Origin of the sequence: Pseudoduganella rivuli, assembly GCF_009674485.1 — a bacterium.
GTDB classification, from domain to species: Bacteria; Pseudomonadota; Gammaproteobacteria; order Burkholderiales; family Burkholderiaceae_D; genus Rugamonas; species Rugamonas rivuli_B.
The window spans coordinates 10,816-35,826 of sequence record NZ_WKJJ01000030.1 but is presented as its reverse complement, the minus strand read 5'-3'; the positions used below and the strand labels follow the sequence as shown (position 1 = coordinate 35,826).

Below are 25,011 nucleotides of genomic sequence, written 5' to 3'. Positions count from 1 at the left end.
CAAAATACTTAAAAATCAGAGTGCGCATCCATGCTCCCCGCCGCCCTCGCCCTCCTGCTAACCGGCTACCTCACCCTCTGGCCCTCCCCCATCAAGCCAGTTGCATGGCAGGCCCCCAAATCTGAAGGCTACACCGGCCCCCACGCCGAAAACCACAAACTGACCACCCTGCATAAAATCCCCCTGCAAGGCGAAACCGGCCCCGAACACATCACCCTCGGCCCCGACAACCACCTCTACGTCTCCGTCCTCGGCGGCCACATCCTGCGCATCCCCCAGGACGGCAGCGCACAACACCTCTACGCCGACACCGGCGGCCGCCCCCTCCGCACCGCCTTCGACCACGCCGGCAGCCTGGTCGTCGCCGACGCCTACAAGGGCCTGCTGTCCGTCACGCCACAAGGTACCGTGACGGTGCTGGCCAGCACCGTCAAAGACAACGACCCGATCCGCTTCGCCAACGCCGTCACCATCGCCCGCGACGGCACGATTTACTTCACCGACGCCTCCCGGCGCTTCGCCCCGGGCGACCATGGCGGCACGGTAAACGCCGCCATCCTCGACACGCTGGAACAATCCGCCACCGGCCGCGTCCTGGCCTACGCCCCCGCCACCCGGCAAGTGCGCGTGGTGGCGAACGGCTTCAGCTTCGCCAACGGCATCGCCTTGAGCAGCGACGAACAAACGCTGTTCGTCAACGAAAGCGCCCGCTACCGCGTCTGGAAAATCGCGGTCGACGCCCGGGACATCAACGTGCAGCAGCCATCGGCCCAGGCCCAGGTCCTGTTCGACAACCTGCCCGGCTACCCGAACAACCTGATGCGCGGGCGCGATGGCAGGATCTGGCTGGGCTTTGCCGGCATGCGCGACGGCCTGGACGCCATGGCGCCCCACCCTGCGCTGCGCAAGGTGGTGTGGCGCGTGCCGCAAGCGCTGTGGATCCGGCCCCGGAACTACGGCCACGTGATGGCGTTCACCGAAGACGGGACCATCGTGGCGGACTTGCAGGACCCGACCGGCAATTCGCCCGCTACCACGGGCGCCACGGAAACGGCGGACCGCCTCTACATCCATAACGTGACCGGGCAGGAATTGGGCTGGCTGCAGAAGTAACGCCAACATCTTTTTCGGAATTTCAGAAATAGTTTGATTTTCAGCCGGTTTTTGCGCACTATTTCTGAATCTCCGAAATTGCTGAGGCCCCCATGGACACTTCCAAGCTGAGCGCCCTCGAACTGGCAAACGCCCTGGCGCAAGTTCCTGCCGTGCAGGTGATGACCGATATGGCCGACGTGGGCATGCAGGTGCGCGCCCACCGCAAGCAGCAAAAGCTGCGCATCGACAATGCTGCGGATCTGATCGGTGTGTCCGTGGACCTGTTCTCGCGGCTGGAAAACGGCGCGGGCGGCATCCGCACCGACAAGCTGCTGACGATACTGGATAACCTGGGACTGGTGATGATCATCGCGCCCAAGGACCACAGCTATGTAAAACAGCTGCCGCGCGATAAAGTGTTCGATACTTACGGCAAGTAAGGTCCCCTCCGCCCCATGAAAATCCTGGAATACGCCGAATTCACCCCGCCCCGCAACAGCCCGCAGTACGACAAGGTCCGGCAAGCCATCGAGCGCGACGACTTCCGTTCGGCGCAGGTGAAAAAACTCGTGAATCTCTCGCACGGCAAGTTTTACCGGGCCAAGCTCGATTACGCGGACCGGCTGCTGTTTTCCACCGTGCGCTACCAGGGCGAGGTGTACGCGCTGCTGCTGGAAGTCATCGAAAACCACGCCTACGACAAATCGCGCTTCCTGCGCGGCGTGGCGGTCGACGAGGACCGCATCCCGGACATCGAAGCGGCCGAGGCGCAAGCCAACGCCGAACCGGTGCGCTACCTGCACCCGCGGCACAACCGGGTGCACTGGCTCGATAAGGCCATTTCGTTCGACGACGCCCAGCAATCGGTGTACCGGCTGCCCGCGCCATTGATCATTGTCGGCAGCGCCGGCAGCGGCAAGACCGCGCTGACCCTGGAGAAAATGAAGCACGCGCCGGGCGACGTGCTGTACGTGACCCACTCGGCCTACCTGGCGCAATCGGCGCGCGACCTGTATTACGCCGACGGCTTCCGCAAGGACGGCCAGCAATGCACGTTCCTGTCGTACCGCGAATTCGTCGAATCAATTCACGTGCCGGCCGGACGCGAAGCGAGCTGGCACGATTTCTCCGCCTGGTTCGCGCGCGTCCGCCAGCAATTCAAGGGCATCGACGCGCACCAGGCGTTCGAGGAAATCCGCGGCGTCATCACGGCCGATGCCAACGGCGTGCTGTCGCGCGAACAGTACCTGAACCTGGGCCAGCGCCAGTCGATCTTCGCCGAGCGCGAACGCGCCACCCTGTACGACCTGTTCGAACGCTACCGCGCCTGGCTCGGCGAAGCGCAGCTGTTCGACCTGAACCTGGCCGCCCACGAACGGTTGCCCCAGGCGGCGGGCCGCTACGACTTCGTCGTCATCGATGAAGTGCAGGATTTCACCATGGTGCAACTGGCGCTGGTGCTGAAGACCTTGAAGAAGCCGGGCCAGTTCCTGATGTGCGGCGATTCGAACCAGATCGTGCACCCGAATTTCTTTGCATGGAGCCGCGTCAAGACCCTGTTCTGGCGCGACGCCGCGCTGGCGGAACAGCAGCAGCTGCAAGTGCTGCGGGCCAATTTCAGGAACGGCACGCAAGTGACGCGCATCGCCAATACGCTATTGAAAATCAAGCACAGCCGCTTCGGCTCGGTCGACCGCGAGAGCAATTTCCTCGTCGATGCCGTGGGCGGCGACACCGGCGCCGTCTCGCTGCTGGCCGACAGCGACAAGGTGCGCCGCAATCTGAATACGCAAACGCGCCGTTCCACGCGCTTCGCGGTGCTGGTGCTGCGCGACGAGGACAAGGCCGAGGCGAAAAAGCAGTTCGATACGCCGCTGATCTTTTCCGTGCACGAAGCCAAGGGCCTCGAATACGACAGCATCGTGCTGTTCCGCTTTATCTCCGACAACCGCGCGCCGTTCGGCGACATCGCGGATGGCGTCACCATCGCCGACCTGGCGGCGGAAGAATTGCAGTACAGCCGCGCGAAGGACAAGGCCGATAAATCGCTGGAGATCTACAAGTTTTATGTGAACGCGCTGTACGTGGCGCTGACACGGGCGGTGCGCAACGTCTACCTGATCGAGTCGGACGTGCTGCACCCACTGCTGCGGCTGCTGGAGATCGCCGACAGCGGCGCCGGCGCCAGGGTCGAAGCGCAGGCGTCCAGCCTGGAGGACTGGCAAAAGGAAGCGCGCAAGCTGGCCTTGCAGGGCAAACAGGAACAGGCCGACGCCATCGAGCGCATGATCCTGAAAACCGCGCCGGTGCCGTGGCCCGTGTTCGACGAAGCGCGTCTGCGCGACACGCTGCGCAAGGTGTTCATCGACAAGACGCCCGGCAGCAAGCACAAAAGCCAGCTGTACGACTACGCGCTGGCCTACGACGAACCAATGCTGGCGCTCGCGCTGGATGCGGACACCGGCTACGCGCAGGCCGGCAACTTCGCGCAGGCCGGCTTCGCCCCGGCGCGCCGCCACTTCCTGCCCTACTTCGCACTCAGTTTCAAGGACATCCTGCGCCAGTGCGACAAGCATGGCGTCGAGCACCGCACGCCGATGAACCTGACGCCGCTGATGGCGGCATCCGCCGCCGGCAACGTGCCGCTGGTGGAAGCGCTGCTGGCGCGCGGTGCCGACGTGGAAGCGGTCGACCACCTGGGCCGCAACGCGCTGCACTGGGCCATCGCCACGGCGCTGCGCGATCCCGCCTATGCCGAGAAATCGCTGCCGGCCATCTGGCAGCTGGTGGCGCCGGCCTGCATCGACGTACAGGCCGACGGCCGCCTGGTGCGCATCGAGCGCCACCAGTCCGAATACCTGCTGTGGCAACTGATGTGGGTGCTATTCAAATCGTGCTTCGGCAGCCTGGAAGGCGACGACCACGGCGCGTTCGATGCGGGCATGCTGGCGGCGGCGCTGGACAAGCTGCCGGACGCCATCGCCGCGCCCGAACGCAGGAAGCGCGCGTACGTCTCCGGCGTGTTGTCGCGCAATGAGCGGGACCGCGAGTATGCATACAACCGCCAGTTGTTCCTGCGCGTGACGACGGGGCTGTACCAGTTCAATCCGGCGCTGTCACTGCGCCGGCGCGGGGCGGAGGGTGGCGATGCGTGGGTATCGGTGTTTGCCTGTCTCAATCTGGCGCTGGTCAAGGAACTGGCCGAGCCGAGTTGGGAGGGGCATATTGATGTGTTGTTGAATGAGGCGGAGTTGCCGGCGGCGCCTGAGGCTATGATGTTTGTGCATCATAAGGAGAAGTGGGGGGCGCAGGACTAATTTGCGCCGGGTACCTTGGGCACTGCAAATTGGCCGGGTACCCGACCGCCAACACGCGTCATCTCATCCTCCAATTTTCGGCACCATACCCGGCCCGGATTGCTCCATCAGATGCCACGTCAAGTCTTTCTCGTCCAACTCCAGCAGCCAGTCACGTCGCGGCTGCGGGAACGGCTGCCCCTTCAGCAGGAATACCTGCCGCCAAGGCTGGTTGACAATCGCTTGCAGCGGGTGCGATTCCGGCACCCATGGCTGCCATATACCGCCAACAGTGCAAACTTCGTGGCTGCGATGCGTTACCGGTTTTGCCGGGCGCGGGACGGTTCGGGTCAATCCAGGCAACGCGATGGGATCGACTTCATATTCCGTGTTGCGGATGGTGATGTGATATACCCAAGTCACATCCGTTAAAGGCTTGCTAGCGTATTCACCCGGCACATACATCACTGGGAAGGGTTCATTTTTTTCGTACAGGGCAGGTGGCCGGTCTTTGACTGCCTGGCCATTCACCAATGGCTGCCAGTAGCCACCAAATGGCGCTTTCTGTGCATTCGTGGTTTCCGCAGTTTTGCGCAAGCGATAGGCAGGATCGACGAAATAGCGGTCGCCGGCGGGACGCGGTGTTTCCGGCGGCAAGGCTGGTGAAAAGGTGACGCCCATGACGGCGTTCAGCAAAGAGTCGCGCGTACCGTCCCATGGCGGCAGATCCGCAGGGGGCAGAGGGAGCATTTTATCGAGATTGGGGAAGCGGCGGCGGTGGTCAAAACCAAGGGCATCGCTTAGTTTGACGTACCGCTTCGCCCTTGCTTTATCTATAGCTGCGGGCAACATATGGTACTTATCTGATGAACCATCAAATTGCAAGTAAAGCTTACTGGCACTAGGCTCCCCACCTTGCTTGGTTGCTTCGTGTAACAAGCGTAGTGCCTTGCTTTTGGTTTCTGCTGTCGGTGATTCAACAATCTTTCCGTCAGCCCCTCGCGGAACCCGGTATGAATCATGCAACCAGAAGGCCACTTCCATATTGCCTTGGCCGAATGCACACTCCATCATTTTCGTAGCGACAGGTATATTGGACCAGCTATCGCCTTCATCCCTGTTGGTATAAAGCTTTTTCGCCAGGTATGCCAGTGCATAGGAATTTCCCATCTGTGCAGCCTTTTGCAGGAATGCATAGGCACGCGTTGCGTCCGGAGTCACTCCTGTTCCATTCATGTGGTAGATACCCATCCGGTCATAGGCCGCAGGAATACCAAGTTGCATTGCCTCCTCGACCAGCATCACCGCGTCTCCCACACCATGTTTCGGGTCGAACCCTTCAATGTAAAAACTGGCCAGATTGATCATGGCTTGCCAGTGACGCCGATCGGCGGCCTGGCGTGTGAGCCGCACAATCTTCGGATAGTCGCGCTCTTCTGGAAACAAATGGAAGTCTTCCAATTTGCGGGCTTCAAGAAACCAAGCGTGCGCTTGGGCATCTACAGGCGGTACTGCCGCCACTTCAGAAACACAGTCAAATTTTTCTGTATGGGGATGAAATAGCGGTAATTCCTGATTACGGGGCAATTTGTAGATTGGGTTCGTCATCGCATTTCCTATCACACCAGCGGCTATTAGTAAAACGCAACCAATTAATCGAAGTTTGATCTCAACCGACTGTTTCATTTTTTATCCCAGCCGGTAGGTCGAGAAACGCTGTTCTTCGAACAGCATCAGAAAACCGATCATTTTCTTTTCATCAGCACTCTCTCCGCGCCCGACCTTCTTCGCCTTGTTTTCAAGCCCCCGATTTACCCACTTTCTGAAAAACTCCTCACGATCTACTTCCTGCGTAGCGAATGCTTCACCGCCCAGTAATCCCCAAACCCGCCGTCGTAATGTGCTTGCCAACGCAGCGTCCTGCACAGCAATGTTCAATTCACTATCAACCGCCATGCTCCGCTGGTTCATATTGGCGCTACCCAGCATGAAGAAGGTATCGTTGGCAATCATCAGCTTCGAATGAATATAGATTTCCCGATAACGCCAACGTCCATTTTCAAAGCCGCAGGTATTGAGCATGGAGATGCTAATTTTCAGTCCGTAAGTTGCCTCCATCTCCGATACGCTAGGCTTGTAAATCGTGTTCGCGTGTTGAACCACATCTGGCAGTTCATCGACCATCGGCGTAGACGCCCCGAATTCATCCTTCGTCTGCCGTGGCTTGCGCAAATGACGCTCCTTGATCATGTCGTTCTGACCAGTCATCCCCTGATCCTGTCCCAGGGTTGCCAGCATGTCGTGCGTGCGCGGAATCATTTGCTCCCGCTCCGGAGCCGGGATCACGACCAGCACATGCATGACCGGCAAATCTTCGATTGTCTTCCCGGCTGCCGCGCAGCCTTGCCGCCACTTGGCAATTGCCGCTTTCCGCGCTTCCAGCAAATGCTTCGCCCATGCCTCGTATTGAAAATACTGGTTCTCGATATACAGGTAGCCCGCCGTGTTGGCTGCCATGCTGGTCGCCAGCCAGTACATTTCCCGGATGCTCCTGTCGTTCTCTTCCGGTTGCGTCCGCACCACCTGCACCGTCGAGTCGCCTGGCTGCGCCTTGCGCAGCAATGCAGCAGGAGGGCTGGCGCAGCCGGCCTCCTTGCTCGTGCACTCCTTGGATGCCTCTTGGGTCCGGTCATCGATCGCACGGTCCCAAGCCTGCACAAAATTGCGATATACCGCGATCAATGCGCCGCCGCTATCCAGCCTGCACGCATAGTCCTGATAGGGCTTCAGTGTGTGGAAGCCGGGATCATCTTTGCGGTCCTGCACGCATTCCCTCGCCTCGGCGTTACCGCCCTGCTCGCGCCGTACATCCTCGACAAGGTGCGACGTGGTATCCCAATAATCGGTTACGGAGTTCAGCCCGATCACGTAGCCAACCGCGTGGCGCCCTTCGTCGTGCGCATAATCGATCAAGATAGTCTTCTGGTGGTGGCTGCCGAAATGCTCGATAAAGCCTCTCTCCAACTCGGCTTTGGTCAAGCCAGCAGGCTGTACCGGTTCACTTCTCAGGCTGCGAACAATGTCGTCACGGCTGCCGCTACGGGTGCGAAAACGTATTCTTGTCAGCAGATTTTTTTGAGCAGCCTTGTACCAACTATGGCAATACTCTTCTCGTGCGTGCTGGTGAATGGTATTTTTGGTGACCTTGAGGAGATGGACATAATCTGCCCGCTGCATTGGCTTGGTCGGTACTGGCGCACTTTTCATGGCGTCTTGCAACCGCTGCAAACTGGCTTTGGCATTGATCTCGTCCGCCCCCGCGTCACCACTTCTGTAGTACCAGGGATAGGTTCCATGGGTGTAGCCCGGCATATTTTTCGCTGTCCCGCCACCCAGCCGGTCGTACCAGACCAGCAGGCGCACGGTGACGCCACGCTTTCCCGCCGCAATCAACAAGTCACCGAACGTTTCGCCCCGTGGCCATGCTGCGTTCTGGTCACGTTCCAGTTCCATGCCTGGATCGAATCCCCAGCAAATCAAATCGATGGACTCCCGGGCCGCCTTGATACTCTTTGCGATATCGGCAAAACCCTGCTCGCCGCAGATGAACATCGTCAAACGGTTGTTGTGCGTGATTGGATGCGTAGCGTCTTCTCTGGCGTTGCGCAGCTCCTGTAACCACTGCACCGAACACGCAGCAGTGCGCTTCACCTCATCGATATGCGTCGTCTCTTTCCTGGTGTACTCCTTGGCCATCGCCATGCTCCTCATGGTAGTTGTGCCAGAAACTGTTCCATGCACTTTGCCATTCGTCCTGCAGCAAATGCAGTGACGGGATCAGCGGTTCTCACTAGCTGGGCAAGTCTGATCCCAACGCGTCACACGCATCGCATCTACCTGCTCGCCAACGGTATCGACCCGCAGGCATCTCCGTTGCTTCTCGTAATAAAAAATGCACAGGCTCCCCCTGTCCATCGAACATACTTCGACCTCATAAATGTGTCGTTCAGCGAGGAGCCTTTCCGTTCCTGTGTATTCGTACTCGGGACTATGCATCCGGGCAGGCTTCCAGCCTCTCTTGATGAGTCCAGCACGTACCGCCAGAAACAAGGCGCCTCTTTGCAGGCCCACGCTTCTGACATTGCCTGATCGCTCGGCAGCGCAAGCTTCGCCATCGACGACAAGCAAACACAGCAACATAAGGGCACACCCCATTACGTTGACAGACTTCATTTTCCTGTCCCTCCAGCAGCCTTATACATTGCAAGGAATTTTTCATAGACCACGTAAGGCTGTTTGGGATAATGATTCCGCCGACCTGGTCCTTCCGGAAGAGCCGCCCATCGTCCGGCGGCCCTTGGCATGGCGCCTGCAATATCGCCGGCGTTGATCTTGTCAATGATGCCGAGATGCCGCAGGAGATCCACGGCGATAAGATCCTGGGTTCTTGGCGTAAAGTCCGTTAGCCCCATATTCTTTCCCGCATGGTCACGCCATGTATCGATCGTAATTTGGTACATGCCTGCCGCAGTAGACTGGCCTCCACTGCCAGGGCCGGGATGCGTCGACATGTCAGTAAAGCGCCACGGGTCATTACGCTTCCCTCTCACCGCGCCATACTTGAAGTCGTAACCGCCGCCTTCGGCCTCGGCGACCGCTTTCAGAAATGCCGAAACATTCGCATTCTTCAGCCACGCTTCGTTCTCCGCCATGCGAACCTTCGGATCGGAAGTGACGTGGATGGCCTTGGCTTTATTGTCCTTCTTTGGTGTAGTCGTTCTGCTTGCCTGATAGTTCAAGGTCTTTCCGGAAGGTGCAACGATACGCGTGTCCGTCATCGATTCCTCCTTTGCGATTCAGAAGCTCGCTTTGAACTCAAATATCGTTCGCAATGTAAATCCTGATCTGCTCAGGCTTTGCCGTCAGGGAAAGAAGATGGGTTTCCCCCTTCTCGTTCGTCTTGCCGTACTCGATTTTTCCATTTTCACGTTCGATGGCATATTCGATGAACGGCACCGGATCACCGGCTTGGCTTAACAGCACGAATCGGTCATCGAAGCCGGAATCATGTAATTCTTCGGTCTGCTCCTCCTCGTCGCTCGCTCCGGCTCCGCCACTTGAAACAAGTGACGAAATCAGCCGGGCGCCACACTCGGTAACGTCATCGTGATATGCGTAGGGCTTGCCTTCATGCCGGGCTCCGGCCCCATCCGGCTTCAACGCGAACTTGCCTTTGCACTGAGGGCAAACCGACATGTCGCCGTCGAGCGCCGCGAGTTTTCCCATCACTACCGTACCGGACGATGCAGATATCACTTGCCCACCGTGGCTGGTCTTGTCCCCAATCCGGATAACGCCGCGCCCTTCATGCTTCATCTGATCCCTCCATCATTCGTGGCGCCGTCCCTCGGCAGTTCCATCCATCGCGCGCCGCCCTTGGTTCGACAACACATGTTCCTCGTAGTCAACCGTCCCGTTCGCCGCCAGCTTCGGATGCACCTTCAACTCAAACTCCGCCCCATTGGGCAATTCGATCCGGTAATCAGTCACGCCATCGTCATGCTCAAACTCGATACATCCGTCGCTATCGGTCAGCGATTCCTGCACCAGCGTGTCCCCCTTGTAGAGCGCATACGGCACATCGGCCAGACCTGCCGTATCCTCAGGGTGCGCAAGCAGCGTGACCTGCATGCGCTTTTTCGGGTCGACCATTTCCTTTTTTTCCGGCTCCGGTTGCGGCCTGTTCTTGGGTCCCAGCGTCTCCAGATTCCCGTGGAATAAGGTCGGCTTCGGTGTAAAAAACTGCACCCGCTCACTGATTTCCACCATGCAGTCGCCACCGTGTAGTCGCACGCCCTTGCGTCCACGGATATCCACCCAGTCGGATTGACTCAACAAGGTCAGCACCTTTTGCGCGACGACTTCCACGTCATCCGATTCGGCGCGCACACTGACTTTTCCTGCCGCAGCCACGAGTTTCATGCCTGCCTTGTGCACGAACAGGCGGAAGGTTTCACGGATGCTGGCGAACAGGCTATCCCCGGCTGCCAGCGATAGGCTTCGCCCCGCGCTGAGCGCTGTATGCTCGCCGCTGGCGACGTGCGTGGATTGCGGTGTGACCGTCTCAATGCCGGCAACACCTGCCAATACCAAATGCGGCTGCGCCAGTTCGGGATGCGCGTTTCCGTCATGTCCTTTCACGTCGTCCTTCTGCTTCTTCAATTCCAGCACCACCGCTCCCTGCTGGCTCATCGCATCGAGTGCGCCGTGGCGTTGCGCTTCTTCCGCCATCTGCCGATGGACTTCGCTTGCAGCGGCCAATTGCCGTATTGGCCCTCCCATGCTTTTCGCATGCGACGCTGCACCTGCACGCTCCTCCGTCGTCACCAACATCCCCCGTCCCGCCCGCACCACCCCATGCCCATCCGTCCTCAACTCAAACCCCTCCCCCCGCACCTCGCCCCGGCCAGCCTTGCTTTCCACCCGCACGATATGCCCCAGCGCCAACTGGCTATGCAGATGATCACTGCGCAACTGCGCCTGCAACTGATCCCGCGTGTCATCCATCACTAATTGGTTCCCACGCGAACCGCCCAACTCCCTGCTCCGCCACCCCGACAACGCCCTTTGCCCCCGCAACTCCCACGGTGGCGCATGCCTGCCGTTGTAAACCACCCCCGTCACAATCGGATGATCCACATTCCCGTTGACAAACTGCACCACCACTTCCTGCCCCACCCGCGGCAACCCGATCTGCCCAAACCCCGCACCAGCCACCGGCATCGCCACCCGCACCCACGGCTCGGTGCCGCCCGTCCCCGTTCCCAACCGGTCCCAGTGGAACTGCACCTTGATCCGCCCCAGGTCATCCGTGTAGATCTCTTCCCCCGCAGGCCCCACGACGATGGCCGTCTGCACACCCGGGTCGGCGCAAGGCTGGCTGTGATAACCCCGCTCCGGATACCAGCGCCGCTCCTGGCGGATACACGTGAACCGGTTCGTGTAGCGCGATTCCGCGTGGCGCCCGTCCTGGTAGTTGTTGCTGGCGTTGTGCTCCACGGCCAGGATCAGATAGCTGCGGCCCTCGCGCGAAGCGTCGCCGATTTCCTTGGCGGGCGCCTGGCCGCTGAAATGCTCTTCCAGCTTGAAGCAGCGCCCCGGCTGCGCATTGCGGTCATTGCCGGACGCTTCGAAGGTCTGGTACAGCGCTTCCCGCCCGTCGCTGCGCCGCTGCGCCAGCGGTTCCCCTTCGCGGCTGCCCTGGTATGCCCTGGCGCCCGCGTATTCGTGCACTTCATGTTCGAACAGGTCGCCCTGCAAATAACGGGTCTGTGCCGAGATATGTTGTGGCGACGGGTTCTTGTAATCGAACGTGGACAACGTCAGCCTGTTCGCGCCGATGCGGCGCACGGCCTGCCATTGATGGATGCTGTCGTCTTCCTTCGATCCCGCTTCGCTGCGGAACGGCATGCCGTCCGGCGCTTCCGTGCCGTCGCGCGCATCGATGGGGTCCAGCATCATCGTGTCGTCACCCAGCCACAAGGTATGGCCATTGGCGCGGTGCTCGTACCAGTAATGCCAGCCGCGCGCTTCCCAGCGCCGGTGCAAATGGTTGTAGTCCGTCTCGTTGTACTGGTTGGCGCAGGTGATGGGCGGATCGCCGTGATACAGGCGCGTTTGCCAGTCGTGCTGCACGCAGTGGCGCAGCGTCAGTTCCGTGATCTGCTGCAGCGTACGGCCATGGAAGCCGACGCAATCCTGGCGCAGCCGGACAAACGCCATCCACGGCTCCAGCACCATGCGGTATTTCGCCAGGCCGCCATCGGCGCCCAGCAGGCTGAATTCCGTCACGTAGCCATTGAAATGGCGCAGCGAGCCGTCGTTGCGCACCAGCGAGATGGTCACCATCTTGCCCATCATCGACGTCAGCGCGATATGCGCGTCGTCCGACAGCAATTCCGCTTCGTAGCGGAATGAGCGCGACATCTCTTCACGCGCATGCAGGGTATTGACCAGCAACACCGCATATTCCGGGCCATCGCCGCGCGGGAAATCCATCGTCAGCAAACGGCCATGCTGGCTTTCGCCATCCAGCACCGACTGTATCCACGTCCTTGCGCCATCCATACCGGGCCCTTTCGATAATTGCTGACAGGAATCGGATCAGGGGGCCAGTATGCTGTTCATATCCAATAGGCAATTTGCGCAAAAGCAAGTTATGAAACGGGTGTGGTTTCGCCCAGACATTCCCAGTACAAGCGGTTCCAGTCCGGCGCCCGCTCCATGGCAAAGAACCAGTCGCCTTCCGCTCCGTTCGGGTCGTCCGGCAATTCATAGGCATCCAGCCGCGCCTTCAGCGTGCCGATATCGTTGAACGCTTCCAGCTGGCGCATGGCAACGTCCATGGCGGCTTTGACTTCCCGTCCATCCTGCCGCAGGTAGTGGATGGCGCCGGCCGGCGTGATGTCATCGAGCGGCAATTCCCACTCTTCCGACAGCGGCAGCAACTGGCTGAACAGCACCGCCGACACCGCCTGCAATTCACGGCGGACCAGGCTGCAATACGTGTCGAGTTCCGTGTCGTCCATCCGGTCCAGTCCCGCCTTGTCGTGCCAGATTTCACGCAGCATCCACAGGGTTTGTGCGTGATCGATTTCCGGCGGCGGTTTGACCGGGAACGCTGGCGAGGCCGGTGCGGGAATGTGCGTGACGCCGGACGCGGCAAAGACATCTTCGTCATCCCAGGCAATGTCTTCTTCCCAGCGCGACACGTCATGTTTGTCCAGCAACGCCACCATGCCGGCGTCATCTTCCAGCGCCAATACCTGTTCGGCAAAGGCGCAAATCAGCCAGGCCAGCTTGATGCGCTGCAGGTCATCCAGCGCGCTGTCGGCATGCACGGCGTCGAAGCGCAGGGCCAGCTGTTTCAGGCAGCGGTGATATTCCCGAGTGAGCGGCTGCAATTCCCACGCGGCCACCTTGCGCACCGACGCGCGCTGGTCGGTCCACTGGGCCGCCAGCAGCGTGATGCGGTACAACTTGCGCATCGTGCGGTCGAAGCGCCTGCGCGCGCGGGACGGCGCCCTGGGCGGCACCAGCGACAGGCAAACCGGATACAAGGGCGGCTGGGTCATGGCGTGTCTCCTTGGCGAAAATCGCGATGGTGGCACGCCGGGTGACGCCGGCTTTGATGAAGCTCAGCTACAAGGTGAGCTACCGCGGAGTCAACTTCAGGAAATGGTCGAGGATATGGAAATGGTCGTCATACAGTTGGTCTTCCATACCGGCCACCTGGGCAAGCGGTATCCATTTCGCCTCCGCCGCATCATCCGCCCCTTTTACTTCCGGCAAGTGATCCAGCCGCAAGTTGAAATGGTGCGCATGCGTGATGGTGCGGCCCCGCTGGCTGCGGTCCGGGTGGTCGAATACGCGCACACCGGCCAGCGCTTCTTCCAGCGTGGACGGCAACAGCGCCAGTTCGGTTTCTTCCCGCAATTCGCGCATCGCCCCTTGCAGCAAGCGTTCGCGCGGCTCCAGGTAACCGCCCGGCAATGCCCACAAGCCCCTGCCGGGCGCGCCGCCACGGCGGATCAGCAGCACGTGGCCGGCCGTCTGCACCACGGCGTCGACAGTGGTGAAAATCACCGGATACGGCGTACCGGCCCACGCGGCAAGGGTTTGCGCGATCACCGCATGTTCTTCCGCCAGCCGCGCGCAATGCGGCAGCAAGGTCCACGCTTTCAGGTATTGCAGCACGGCAGGCGGCACTTCGCCGGCCAGCGCATCCAGCGACGGGCCGGTGTGCTCCGTTTCAAACAGTACGCGGCGCAGCGCGGTGGCGTCGGCGAAGCCTTCGCGCGGCGCTTCCACCAGTTGCCATTGCGGGAAATGGTTCAGGTAATAGCTGGAATCGTCCTTGAAGTGGCCGACCAGCGCGATTTCCGCGCCCTCGTCCACCAGCGCTTCCACCGCGTCCTGCACGCGGGCCGACCAGCGCTCGTCGTCAAAGTAATCGCGCACGGGAATGAAGGAGACGCAGGCGCGCTCCTCTTCCGACAGCGAAGCGGAAATCATCGCCACCCGCTCGTCGAACGTGAACGGGTTCCTGGCGCTGCGGGCGCGGTGCGACGAGCCGATCACCACCGCCACTTTCGGCGCGCACGTCAGCGCCTGGCGCAGCAGCGCCGCATGGCCGATGTGCCATGGCTGGAAACGGCCGATCACCACGGCAAGTTCGATGGGTAAAGGCGCCGTCGTCATTCGATTCCTCCTGCAAATTTCGCCGCAATCGGCACTTGCCGTCCACTGCCGAATGCGCGGGCGCGTACGCGGATGATGGGCGGCGCCTGGCGGCGCTTGTATTCGTTGCGCGCCACCAGCGACAGGATACGCCGGACCAGCGCGCGCCCGTCGTCCGTTTGGCGCAACCGTTCGACGAACGCGCTGGCTTGCCGCCATTCATCGGCAGCCAGGCGCGGCCCTTCAATGTGCCATTTCAGGATTTCGTCCAGCACCTCGTACGGCGGCAGGCTGTCCGTATCGCGTTGCCCCGGCGCCAGTTCGGCTGATGGCGGTTTTTCCAGTACGGCGGCGGGAATGATTTCCCGGCCCGCCACGGCATTCACGTGCCGCGCCAGCGCGTAGACCTCGGTTTTATACAGGTCGCCGATCAGGCCCAGGCCGCCGTTGGTGTCGCCATATAACGTGCAATAGCCGACCGAGATTTCGCTTTTGTTGCCCGTGGTAAGCAGCAATGCGCCATGGGCGTTCGAGTATTCCATCAGGATGGTGCCGCGGATGCGTGCTTGCAGGTTTTCCAGGGGCAGACCTTGCAATGGGTGGCCGAATGTCTGCTCGTAGCCGTCGGCGTATTGCTTGACCAGCGCGGCGATCGGGTGGGTGTGCAGGCGGACGTTCAGAGCATCGCACAGTTTTTGCGAATCCGTGACGGAGCCAGAGCTGGACCAGTCGGACGGCATCGTGATGGCGGTGACGTTGTCCGGGCCCAGGGCTTCGGCGGCCAGGGCGATCGTGATCGCGGAATCGATGCCGCCTGAGGAGCCGATGACGGCTTTGGTGAAGCCGCAGCGGCGGGCGTAGTCGCGCAGGCCCAGCAGGATTTGCTCGTGGTAGAAGGCTGGTGGTGTGCTTGGCGGCTTCGCTGCGCGAAACCGCGCGACGCAGTCGGCGCCGGTGTCCATATCGCGCAGGGTTTGGCCGTCGAAGGAAACCATACGCAGTTCTTCTTCGAACTGGCGGCAGGTGAAGGTTACGCCTTGCTGTGGCGTGACGCCGAAGGAGGCGCCGTCGAAGACCAGTTGGTCCTGGCCGCCCACCTGGTTGACGAACAGGATGGCGAAGCCGTTGTTGCGGGCCGCGTCGCCGAACAGTGCATGGCGCTGCGCCAGCTTGCCGATGTTGCTGGGGCTGGCGTTGATACTGACGACCAGTTCCGGCTGTGCCTGGCGCAGTGCGGCGAAGGGGTTGACCGCGTAATCCTTGCCTGCGTCGTTCCAGCCGTCTTCGCAGACCAGGAAACCGACTTTATGACCGCTGATTTCCAGCACGCAGGCGCGTTCGGGGCCTGGTTCGAAGTGGCGGTATTCGTCGAAGATGCCGTAGGTCGGCAACAGCTGCTTGTAGTACTCGGCCACGATGGCGCCGTTGCGGATGGCCAGCAGGGCGTTGTGCAGCGGCTTGCCGGGGCCGGGGTTTCTGCGGGCGGCGCCGACGATGGTGGTCAGTTTCGGCCATTGCTCGGATTGCCGGACGATGCGGGTGATGCTGTCGTCCATCATGTCCAGGAATGCCGGGTCTTCCAGCAGGTCGCCGGGGTAGTAGCCGCAGACGGCGAGTTCGGGGAAGATGGCCATGTCGGCTTGCGCCTGGGCCGCTTGCTGCATGGCGGTGAGGATGGCTGCTGTGTTGCTATTGAAATCGCCTACTGTGGGGTTTTGTTGAGCTATGGCTATGTGCAGCATTTTGTGGCTCCGGTGGGGGACCTACGGAATGACGTCGTGGTGGAAGACCTGGCGCAGGTAAGCTAAGAACGTTTCGTCTTTGCACAGCGTCTTGCCGGGGGCGTCGGACAGCTTGGCGACGGGCTGGCCGTTGCAGCTGACCAGCTTCATGACGATGTTCAGCGGAACCAGGCCGACGTCGTTACTCAAGTTCGTGCCGATGCCGAAGCCTGTCATCGTGCGGTCCGCGAAGTGGCGGTACAACACGTAGGCCTTGTCGAGGTCCAGGCCGTCGGAAAACACCAGGCGCTTGGTGTGCGCGTCGAGGCGCAGTTTCGCGTAGTGGGCCAGCGCTTTCTCTCCCCAGATGACCGGGTCACCGGAATCGTGGCGCAGGCCGTCGAACAGTTTGGCGAAGTACAGGTCGAAGTCGGCCAGGAAGGCATCCATGCCCACCACGTCGGTCAGCGCGACGCCGAGGTCGCCCCGGTATTCCTGCACCCATCCTTCCAGCGCGGCCTTTTGAAAATCGCGCAGGCGCACGCCGAACGACTGGTAGCTTTGCAGGTATTCGTGCGCCATCGTGCCGATCGGCACCAGCCCGTATTTCCTGGCCAGGTACACGTTCGACGTGCCCTTGAACCATTGCGGCGCTTCCCGCGCCAGCGTCGCCACCACTTCGTCGTGCCAGGCGCCGGAATAACGGCGGCGCAAACCGAAGTCGAAGAATTCAAACGGGTGGCGGCACGGCGGCTGTTCACCCAGGGCACGCAGCCGGGTTATTTTGCCGGACAGGCGGCGGCGCCCTTCCGCCAGCGCGGCTTCCGCGTCGAAACGGCGGAAATACAGTTCATTGACGATGTACAGCACGTAGATTTCAAAACCCATCACGTGCACTTGCGGGCCGCGCGCCACGATGGTCAGCGCTTCGCCATCCGCCGTGACTTCAATAAAGCGGAGCTGGAAGCGGAACACCGTCAGAAAGTCGACGAAGTCGCTTTTAATGTAGCGCAGGCCCCGCAGGTACGCCAGTTCATCGTCCGTGAACGACAAGGTGCACAAGTGGTCCAGTTCGCGCTCAACGTCGGCTTTCAATTCCGCCAGCGGATAGGCCGGCGTATTGCGGCAATTGAATGCATATTCCGTCTGCGCGCCGGGATGGCTGTGCAGCAGTGCCTGCCACATGGTGAATTTGTATAAATCGTTTTCCAGCAGACTTTTGACGACCGGTCCTGCGTACTTCACGATATTCCCCTTTTTTTACGCGTTGTCCTTCAGTTCTTGCAATGCTTCGGCCGACGTCGCCAGCCGCACGCCCTGTTCCGCCATCGCGGCCAGGAACGCCTGCTGCTGCGCCTCGAAACCCGTCACGGGGCTCATGCAATCGGTCAGCAATACCAGCTTGCCGCGCCGCGCGGGACCGAACTGGCGGACGATGTCTTCCACCGTGGCCTTCACGCAGTGGCTGCCCGCTTCGCCGGCCACATAAATGCGCTCGGCCTGGCCCAGGTGCGCAATGAATTCCGTGTTCAATTGCGTGCCCTTGTCTTGCGGGTCGGGTACTTCGGCCAGCACGGCGGAATAGTGTTCCGTCCACGGATTGGTACCCTTGATGACCTTGTGCACCGGGCGCAGCGTGCTTTCTTCCCAGCGGTTGTAGGCGGCGCGCACGTCGGCGTGCACGTTGTGGCCCCACGAACCGATTTCACAGTGCACCGGCCACACCATCAGCTTGTAGCGCCCCGCCGCTTCCAGCGCTTCCAGGTACGACAGCGCGCGGGCCATGGCGGCCGGCTTGCGCGGCGCGTAGCGCCCTTCGCGCACGTCGCCGGCGGTGATTTGCGTGAATGGCGCCACGGCGCCGCCATCGGCGGTCTGCCAGAACGCCGGGTGCGCGATATCGATGCGGTGGTGCGAATCCAGGGTCACGCTGATGCCGGCGATACCCGCGGCTCCTTCCCGGATCAGGTGCGCGGTGCGCTGCATGTCGGCATGGGCGCCGGCCACGGGCAAGGCCGGGCTCACCCTGCCGCCACCGGAAGCCTCTTCCGGGCGGTAAGCGTCAGGCAAGTCGCAGAAGTCGTTTTGCGGGTCGATCAGCAGCAGGTGCAATTGGCGTTTCATGGATGACTCCGGTTGGTAGGTGAACTCATTCTAGTTCACTTAGTTTACAAGTGCAACTAAGTATTTTCACTTTGCTGCTTTGTTGAATAACGATTAAGATAATCCTGTTACTAAGTCAAAAGAAAGCTGGAGCAGCCCTTGGATCCTGTCATCTGCACTGTCGACGTAGTACTGCTGACCTTGCAGGACGACGGTTTGAAAGTCGCGTTACTGAAACGCGAACGCGAACCCTACAAAGGTGTGGCAGCGCTGCCCGGCGGTTATATTCACGTGGACTCGGACGCCGATACCCACGATGCGGCCATGCGCATGCTGCGCGACAAGGCCGGGATTGTTCCTCCGTACCTGGAACAACTGGCGTCGTTTTCCGGCCCGGCCCGCGATCCGCGCGGGTGGTCGATTTCCATTGCGTATTACGCGCTGGTGCCGGCCACCTTGATTCAACAGGAACGCGTGCTGCTGGCCGACGTCGACAGTGCACTGCAATTGCCATTCGACCACAAAACCATCCTCGATGCCGCCGTGCAGCGCTTGCGCAGCAAGAGCCAGTACTCATCCTTGCCGTGCTACCTGGCGGGCGAATCGTTCACCTTGCCGCAACTGCAAAAGGTGTATGAAGTGCTGATGGGCGAGCCGCTCAACAAGGTCAGCTTCCGCCGCAAAATGGATGAGATGGATATGCTGGAAGCCATCGAAGGGCAGATGCTGGCGACCGGTGCGCACCGGCCGGCGCAGGTGTACCGGTTGAAGGCGGCGTTCCGGAAACGCTTACAGTTGCTGGAGCGCGGGCTTTGACTTGATGCTGGCAATGGCAGCTCAGCCGTTAAGAATTATTTGTCGTACAAAGCGCACATCGCACGAACTAAATCTATTCAATCCGGTCCAAATCCCATCGCTGTGACAATGCGCGTATTTCTGCCCCGGGGCAGCGCGCTAAGTTGAACGTATAACTTGAACGTATAGCGCTATGGGAGGCGACCATGAACCTGGACCTGCAACGCACCACGCTGTCCGGCAAATCCACCATCGGCACCTTGTCCGTCAACGGCCAGTTCGAATGTTTCACGCTGGAAGACACCGTGCGGCCAAAAAAGATTCCGGGAATCACTGCCATTCCCGCCGGCGACTACGAAGTGGTCATCACGTACTCGGAACATTTCCGGCGCATGCTGCCGATGTTGCTGAACGTGCCGGAGTATGACGGTGTGCGCATTCATACCGGCAACACACCGGAAGACACGCAAGGCTGCATCCTGGTGGGACTGGAACAGGGCCAGGACCGCATCCACGCGAGCAAAATGGCGTTCGACCATTTATTCGTCCAGCTGGAAGCGGCGCTGCGCAGCAAGGAAAAAATCCTGCTGCACGTGCATTGAAAGGCCATGGACACGCACTACACATGGCTTGCGGACCAGGCGCTGCCCCTTCCCATGCAGCAGGAAGAGTTGCGCAACATCGCTTTGCGGCGCGCCCTGCAACAACCGCCCGGTGAAGCTCAGCAGGCGCCCCGCGCCGTTGCCGACTCGCTGACGGGACTGGCGCTGTCCGGCGGCGGCATCCGCAGCGCCACTTTCGGCCTCGGCGTGCTGGAAGCGCTGAAGGAGCAGGACCGGCTGCGTTCAATCGATTACCTGTCCACCGTCTCCGGCGGCGGCTATATCGGCGCCTGGCTGAGCGCGAATTGCCGCCGCGCTGCGGGGCGGCGCGATGCGCTGGCCAATGACAAAGTCCCTGCTGCCATCGGCGGCAACCGGCTGTACCGCCATTGCTATGCACAGGCCGCCACCGACTGGCTGTCGCGCACGGCCAACTGGCGCGAATCGATTGCGCACCTGCGGCGCTATTCGAATTACCTGTCGCCCCAGTTCGGCATCTTCAGCGCGGACGCCTGGTCGATGGTCACCACGTGGGTGCGCAATGCGCTGCTGGTGCAGGTGACGGTGATCCTGTTCATGGCCGCGCTGCTGCTGGTGCCGCGCCCCCTGCTGTGGCTGTTCACGGCATGGCCGGACATGGGCAACTGGCGCTGGACGTCGGTCGTGCTGTTCGTGCTGGCCGTGTCCGGCGTGGCGGCCAACCACTGGCGCCTGACCACGCGGCGCGACGTGCCGCAATTGAAGGCCCGCCACTGGAAAGCGGGCGTCCTGTGTTCCGCCGCCTGCATCGCCGTGGCGTACGGCATTTGCTACTACATGGATTACAGCCCGTTCGAAGACAAGCGCAACAGCCTGACGCTGTCGCTGCTGACGGCCATTCCCATCATGCTGGCGGGGCTGTTCCTGCTGCCGGCCGGCGTGCGGCTGGCCAAGCCCATGCTGTACGCGGGACGGCGCCTGATCCCCGGCTGGATCGCCGCGCGGGCGCCGCGCCGCATCGATTACGGCCAGGGACTGACGCAGGCGCTGGTCATCATTCCGCTGCTGCTGACGGGGTATTTCCTGTCCGCCGTCATGTGGGGGCTGGCGGTCGGTTCGCACGTGCCGTCGTCGATGGTCGATCTCGGCACCTATGGCCAGTTCTTCATGGAGGGCTGGCGCTACTGGCCCTTCCCGCTGGCCCTCACGTTTGTCGCCTTGTGGCCGCTGTCGTATTTTTCCCGCGTGCCCAGCCGGCGCAGCCTGCTGGCCGCGCTGCTGGCGCCCCTGCCCTCGATGGTGGTGCTGCACGCGCTGCTGTCGTTCATCATGCTCTTGATGCACCAGTGGGCGCAATTGCCGGACCAGCGCAACTGGCAGCAGGGCGCGTGGTATGCGCTGGTGTGGGGGCCGGCGCTGGTGCTGTATGCGTTTTCCCTGACCATCGTGGTGCAGATCGGCATGCTGGGGCGCCATTCGCCGGAAGGCGTGCGCGAGTGGTGGTCGCGGCTGGGCGCGTGGCTGCTGGTCTACGGCGTGGCGTGGATGCTGGTGTCGGTGGCGGCCGTGTTCGGCCCGTTGTGGGGGCTGACGGCGCTTAACAGCGACTGGATTTCGCTGCCGGCGCTGGGCGGGTGGCTGGTCAGCACCCTGGGCGGCCTGATCGCAGGCAATGCCGGCAGTACGCAGGGGCCGAAGGTCAGCGTAGCCGACACCACGTTCACCGGCCGCCTGCTGAACCTGTTGGCGGTGGTCGGACCCTACGTGTTCATCGCGGGCATGTGCATCGGTGTGGCGGCGCTGCTGCACCTGGTCATGGTGTACACGGCCAGCGACAGTTGCTGCACGCTGGCGGGCATGGAGCGCTATTACTGGCTCGACATGTCGTTCCCGTCGCCGATGGTGATCCTGTCCACCCTGGCCGGCCTGCTGCTGGCGGCCAGCGTGTTTGCGTGGCGGGTCGACATCAATGTCTTCAGCCTGAATTCGTTTTACCGGGGCCGCCTGTCGCGCTGCTACCTGGGCGCCACGCGTTTTGTGCCGCGCGAACGCACGCCGCAGCGCTTTACGCTGTTCGACGACGACGACGACATGCCAATGCCGGACCTGGGCGGCGAAGGCTTGACGCCCTCCACGGGCCCGCAGCGGGCGCTGGCCGGGCCGCTGCATATCGTCTGCTGCGCGCTGAACCTGGGCGGCTCCAGCGATTTGTCGCTGCATTCGCGCCATGCCGCATCCTATGTGCTGACGCCGTACCGGGCCGGCACCGGTTATTACCTGCGCACGGATTGCGGCGGCTATGTGCCGCTGGGTTACCGGCCCATTGCGCAATATTGCGGGCGCGCGTCGCAACCGACGCTGGCGCAGGCGATTTCCGTTTCCGGCGCGGCGGCCAGCCCCAACATGGGTTACCACACGTCGCCCGGCACGGCCTTCATGCTGACCATGTTCAATGTCCGCCTCGGCTGGTGGTTCCCCAATCCCAAGCTGGCGCACATCACGCGTCCCTCTCCATCGTTCAGCATCCGCTACCTCGTCAAGGAATTGTTTGGCGCCGCCGAAGGGCGCTCGAATTACCTGATGATTTCCGATGGCGGGCACTTTGAAAACCTGGCCGTCTATGAACTGGTGCGGCGGCGCTGCAAGGTCATCATCGCCAGCGACGCGGAATGCGACCACCATTACCGCTTCGAAGGCCTGGGCACATTGATCCGCATGTGCGAAGTGGATTTCGGCGTGAAGGTCGATATCGATTTCACGGAAATCGTTCCCGTCACGGCGGCCGGCAGTGAAACGCCGTGGGCGCGGCGGCGCTTTGCCATCGGCTCCATCGATTACGGCAATGGCGAACATGGCGTGCTGATTTACCTGAAAGCCGCCATGACGGGCCGCGAAGATGCGGCGGTGCTGCAATACAAGGCGCGCCATCCGCGCTTCCCGCACGAATCCACGGGCGACCAGTTTTATGGGGAGGACCAGTTCGAGAGTTACCGGCAACTGGGCTATGACATCGCGCAGGCCGTGTTTGCGCAGGTGGCCATGTATCCGGACTTGATCAGCGCCGCGCAGGCGCTGCAGCAGAAATACTGCGGGCACCGGCCGCACCATCCGCATGGACCGGGCAACCTGCCTCCGCACGTGCCGCCACCACTGCCAATCCACCGACCCCAGCCACACCGTCTGCCCACGCACGCATCGCAACCGCATGGGCTACACGCGCAGGTATCGCAGGCGCACTTGGTGCAGGAGCACTTGGTGCAGGAGCAATTAGCCCAGGCACAGTTAGCTCAACCGAGTTTATCCCAACGTATCCCGCCAAATGTTGCGCGCCCAGGACATCGCGTACACGCCTTCCGTTTCATTCGCGGCGGCCGACACGCCCCCTGATCCCGGCACCACCAGCAAGGTTTTCTTGTCCGCGTCATAGGCGTGCACGGACGCCACGTGGATCACGTCGCGGTCCGAGACGAAGCTGTAGCACGTGTTGGTCAGCGTGGGTTTCGGTTCCGGCGCGCGTCCTGCCAGCAAGTCCACGATGGCGGCGGCGCACACTTTCGCATGCTGGTTCGCCATGTGCGCGGATTTCGGCATCAGCGGCGCGGCCTGCAAGGCATCGCCCAGCACGTGGATGAAAGGCACGGCGGTCGATTCGAACGTGAGGAAATCCACCACGCACCAGCGCCCGTTGCCATTGGCGACGCCCGCCTGCACGGCAATGGCGGCGGCGCGCTGCGGCGGCACCACGTTCAGCACGTCGGCCTGGACTTTGTCGCCCAGTTCTGACACGGCGGTGTTCGAAATGGCGTCGATATCCACGGTCTTGAAGCCGGGCCGGTATTCGATGATGCCGCCATAGCGTTCTTTCCACGCTTTCTTGAACAGCGGACCTTTCGATACCACGTCGTCATTCGCGTCGAGCAGCAGCACCTTGGATTTCGGCTTGTGGCGGCTGAAGTAATGGGCCACCTGGCAGGCGCGCTCATACGGGCCGGGCGGACAGCGGTATGGCGCGGGCGGCACTGTCAATGCATAGACGCCGCCATCGGGCATGGCTTCCAGTTGCGCGCGCAATGCCACGGTTTGCGCACCCGCTTTCCACGCGTGCAGCACGCGGTCCTGCGCGCCGGGTTTCAGCATGCCGGGCAACTGGTCCCACATGAAATCGACGCCGGGCGACAGGATCAACCGGTCGTATGCGATCACATTGCCGCCGGCCAGCGCTACCGTGCGTTTAGCGGCATCGACCACTTGCACGGTATCCTGCACCACCTTCGCGCCATGCCTTTCCGACAGCGCATCGCGGCGCAGGGTGACATCCACCAGCGCTTTGGAGCCCCCAAGCACCAGGTTCGACAGCGGGCAGGAGATAAAACGGGGCGTCGGGTCGATGATCGTGACGTCGACTTCCCCTTCGCTCCACAGGCGGATGTAACGGGCCGCCGTGGCGCCGCCATAGCCGGCGCCGACAACGACCACGTGCGGGCGGCTGGATGTCGGCAGCGATGCGCAGCCGACGGCGGACATGGCCGCCAGCCCGGCCGCGCCGGTTTGCAGGAAGGCGCGGCGCTTCATGGCTGGCCCCCGGTGGCGCGCAAGATGGGTGAGACATGGCCGTATCCGGCGAACGTGCTGTGTTCCTGTGTCCAGCCGGTGACGGCGACGCGCAATGCCGGGGGCGGTTCCGCCGCTGCCGCCTTGTCCTGCAATGGCGGCAGCGCCGCGACCGGCACCGGGGGCTGCGCGGCAAAGAATTCCGCCAGTTGCGCCAGTTGCTCGTCCGTGTAGCCCTTGGCGATCTGCGGCATGATGGTTCCCTGCCGGGCGCCCGACTTGAACGCTTTCAGCGCCACCAGCAACACGCCCTTGCCCTGCCCCGCCAGCGATGGCAGCGCGACACCGTCCGTCATGCCGCTGGTGCCGTGGCACGCGGCGCAATTGGCGGCCAGGCGGGCGCCTGCGGTGATGGCCGGCAGCGACGTGTAGCGGGTGGGTGCTTGCAGTGCCGATGCGGGGACAATCGCAGGCTGCGCTGCCGTGGCTGCGGCCCGCGACTGCGGCTGATCCTGCGCTTGCGCCTGTGCCGCCATAACGGCCATGCAGACCCATGCTGTCGCGCGCACAGCGGCGCGCAACGGGCCGCGTTCCCGCACTTGCTTCCAATACCGCAGTCGATTCATTGCT

At 61.8% G+C, this 25,011-nt stretch carries 17 protein-coding genes and 1 pseudogene; 6 read left to right on the top strand and 12 right to left on the bottom strand.

What is annotated here, in order from left to right; translation table 11 throughout:
- The first annotated feature begins 30 nt into the window (after positions 1-30).
- From GJ700_RS31785 to GJ700_RS31775, 3 genes are all read left to right on the top strand, one after another.
- A complete protein-coding gene (locus GJ700_RS31785) occupies positions 31-1,113 on the top strand; it encodes an SMP-30/gluconolactonase/LRE family protein (protein ID WP_154381679.1) in 1,083 nt (360 codons plus the stop codon).
- 92 nt (positions 1,114-1,205) lie between these two features.
- Positions 1,206-1,535, top strand: a complete 330-nt coding sequence (locus GJ700_RS31780) for a helix-turn-helix domain-containing protein (RefSeq protein ID WP_154381677.1) — start codon at positions 1,206-1,208, stop codon at positions 1,533-1,535.
- A 15-nt stretch (positions 1,536-1,550) separates the two neighbouring features.
- On the top strand, positions 1,551-4,412 hold the full coding sequence (locus GJ700_RS31775) for a UvrD-helicase domain-containing protein (RefSeq protein ID WP_154381675.1): 2,862 nt from the start codon (positions 1,551-1,553) through the stop codon (positions 4,410-4,412).
- A gap of 63 nt (positions 4,413-4,475) precedes the next feature.
- Here the strand turns inward: GJ700_RS31775 and GJ700_RS31770 are convergent, their stop codons facing one another.
- From GJ700_RS31770 to GJ700_RS31725, 10 genes and pseudogenes are all read right to left on the bottom strand, one after another.
- Positions 4,476-6,077, bottom strand: a complete 1,602-nt coding sequence (locus GJ700_RS31770) for a tetratricopeptide repeat protein (protein ID WP_154381673.1) — start codon at positions 6,075-6,077, stop codon at positions 4,476-4,478.
- A 3-nt stretch (positions 6,078-6,080) separates the two neighbouring features.
- Complete coding sequence (locus GJ700_RS31765; RefSeq protein ID WP_229507364.1) at positions 6,081-8,153, bottom strand: phospholipase D-like domain-containing protein; 2,073 nt, start codon at positions 8,151-8,153, stop codon at positions 6,081-6,083.
- A gap of 467 nt (positions 8,154-8,620) precedes the next feature.
- Positions 8,621-9,229 (bottom strand): lysozyme family protein, encoded by a 609-nt coding sequence (locus GJ700_RS31760; protein ID WP_229507363.1) that lies wholly within the window; start codon positions 9,227-9,229, stop codon positions 8,621-8,623.
- A 286-nt stretch (positions 9,230-9,515) separates the two neighbouring features.
- Positions 9,516-9,767 (bottom strand): annotated as a pseudogene (locus GJ700_RS35785) (PAAR domain-containing protein); the annotation flags it as partial.
- A gap of 12 nt (positions 9,768-9,779) precedes the next feature.
- Complete coding sequence (locus GJ700_RS31750) at positions 9,780-12,518, bottom strand: type VI secretion system Vgr family protein (protein WP_154381667.1); 2,739 nt, start codon at positions 12,516-12,518, stop codon at positions 9,780-9,782.
- Between the two features lie 89 nt (positions 12,519-12,607).
- On the bottom strand, positions 12,608-13,525 hold the full coding sequence (locus GJ700_RS31745; protein WP_154381665.1) for a hypothetical protein: 918 nt from the start codon (positions 13,523-13,525) through the stop codon (positions 12,608-12,610).
- A 79-nt stretch (positions 13,526-13,604) separates the two neighbouring features.
- Positions 13,605-14,651, bottom strand: a complete 1,047-nt coding sequence (locus tag GJ700_RS31740) for a bifunctional nicotinamide-nucleotide adenylyltransferase/Nudix hydroxylase (protein ID WP_154381663.1) — start codon at positions 14,649-14,651, stop codon at positions 13,605-13,607.
- Positions 14,648-16,372 carry an NAD+ synthase gene (locus GJ700_RS31735; protein ID WP_154381661.1) on the bottom strand — a complete coding sequence of 575 codons (1,725 nt, stop codon included), beginning with the start codon at positions 16,370-16,372 and terminating at the stop codon, positions 14,648-14,650. The genes GJ700_RS31740 and GJ700_RS31735 overlap by 4 nt, the downstream gene beginning before the upstream one ends.
- Before the next feature lie 21 nt (positions 16,373-16,393).
- Positions 16,394-17,596, bottom strand: coding sequence for a nicotinate phosphoribosyltransferase (pncB, locus tag GJ700_RS31730; RefSeq protein WP_371868225.1), 1,203 nt, complete (start codon positions 17,594-17,596; stop codon positions 16,394-16,396).
- Between the two features lie 15 nt (positions 17,597-17,611).
- Positions 17,612-18,475 (bottom strand): cysteine hydrolase family protein, encoded by an 864-nt coding sequence (locus GJ700_RS31725; RefSeq protein ID WP_154381659.1) that lies wholly within the window; start codon positions 18,473-18,475, stop codon positions 17,612-17,614.
- 138 nt (positions 18,476-18,613) lie between these two features.
- On the opposite strand from GJ700_RS31725, the gene GJ700_RS31720 reads away from it, so the two are divergent.
- From GJ700_RS31720 to GJ700_RS31710, 3 genes are all read left to right on the top strand, one after another.
- Positions 18,614-19,270 (top strand): NUDIX hydrolase, encoded by a 657-nt coding sequence (locus GJ700_RS31720; protein WP_154381657.1) that lies wholly within the window; start codon positions 18,614-18,616, stop codon positions 19,268-19,270.
- Positions 19,271-19,455: 185 nt separating this feature from the next.
- The gene (locus GJ700_RS31715; RefSeq protein ID WP_154381655.1) at positions 19,456-19,851 is read left to right on the top strand and encodes a DUF5675 family protein; all 396 of its coding nucleotides are present in this window, start codon (positions 19,456-19,458) and stop codon (positions 19,849-19,851) included.
- A 6-nt stretch (positions 19,852-19,857) separates the two neighbouring features.
- Positions 19,858-23,217: a patatin-like phospholipase family protein gene (locus GJ700_RS31710; protein ID WP_154381653.1), complete on the top strand. Its 3,360-nt coding sequence runs from the start codon at positions 19,858-19,860 to the stop codon at positions 23,215-23,217.
- On the opposite strand, the gene GJ700_RS31705 is transcribed toward GJ700_RS31710, so the two are convergent.
- Positions 23,128-24,402 (bottom strand): NAD(P)/FAD-dependent oxidoreductase, encoded by a 1,275-nt coding sequence (locus tag GJ700_RS31705; RefSeq protein ID WP_154381651.1) that lies wholly within the window; start codon positions 24,400-24,402, stop codon positions 23,128-23,130. The genes GJ700_RS31710 and GJ700_RS31705 overlap by 90 nt on opposite strands.
- A complete protein-coding gene (locus tag GJ700_RS31700) occupies positions 24,399-25,007 on the bottom strand; it encodes a c-type cytochrome (RefSeq protein WP_195764075.1) in 609 nt (202 codons plus the stop codon). Before GJ700_RS31700 ends, GJ700_RS31705 begins: the two co-directional genes overlap by 4 nt.
- Positions 25,008-25,011: the final 4 nt, after the last annotated feature.

Excerpts from the sequence above, each read along its gene's own strand:
- GJ700_RS31700 (WP_195764075.1), bottom strand. The coding sequence starts at position 25,007 with ATGAATCGACTGCGGTATTGGAAGCAAGTGCGGGAACGCGGCCCGTTG.
- GJ700_RS31745 (WP_154381665.1), bottom strand. The coding sequence starts at position 13,525 with ATGACCCAGCCGCCCTTGTATCCGGTTTGCCTGTCGCTGGTGCCGCCC.
- GJ700_RS31710 (WP_154381653.1), top strand. The coding sequence starts at position 19,858 with ATGGACACGCACTACACATGGCTTGCGGACCAGGCGCTGCCCCTTCCC.
- GJ700_RS31705 (WP_154381651.1), bottom strand. The coding sequence starts at position 24,402 with ATGAAGCGCCGCGCCTTCCTGCAAACCGGCGCGGCCGGGCTGGCGGCC.
- GJ700_RS31785 (WP_154381679.1), top strand. The coding sequence starts at position 31 with ATGCTCCCCGCCGCCCTCGCCCTCCTGCTAACCGGCTACCTCACCCTC.
- GJ700_RS31770 (WP_154381673.1), bottom strand. The coding sequence starts at position 6,077 with ATGAAACAGTCGGTTGAGATCAAACTTCGATTAATTGGTTGCGTTTTA.
- GJ700_RS31740 (WP_154381663.1), bottom strand. The coding sequence starts at position 14,651 with ATGACGACGGCGCCTTTACCCATCGAACTTGCCGTGGTGATCGGCCGT.
- GJ700_RS31765 (WP_229507364.1), bottom strand. The coding sequence starts at position 8,153 with ATGGCGATGGCCAAGGAGTACACCAGGAAAGAGACGACGCATATCGAT.
- GJ700_RS31780 (WP_154381677.1), top strand. The coding sequence starts at position 1,206 with ATGGACACTTCCAAGCTGAGCGCCCTCGAACTGGCAAACGCCCTGGCG.
- GJ700_RS31725 (WP_154381659.1), bottom strand. The coding sequence starts at position 18,475 with ATGAAACGCCAATTGCACCTGCTGCTGATCGACCCGCAAAACGACTTC.
- GJ700_RS31750 (WP_154381667.1), bottom strand. The coding sequence starts at position 12,518 with ATGGATGGCGCAAGGACGTGGATACAGTCGGTGCTGGATGGCGAAAGC.
- GJ700_RS31735 (WP_154381661.1), bottom strand. The coding sequence starts at position 16,372 with ATGCTGCACATAGCCATAGCTCAACAAAACCCCACAGTAGGCGATTTC.
- GJ700_RS31715 (WP_154381655.1), top strand. The coding sequence starts at position 19,456 with ATGAACCTGGACCTGCAACGCACCACGCTGTCCGGCAAATCCACCATC.
- GJ700_RS31775 (WP_154381675.1), top strand. The coding sequence starts at position 1,551 with ATGAAAATCCTGGAATACGCCGAATTCACCCCGCCCCGCAACAGCCCG.
- GJ700_RS31760 (WP_229507363.1), bottom strand. The coding sequence starts at position 9,229 with ATGACGGACACGCGTATCGTTGCACCTTCCGGAAAGACCTTGAACTAT.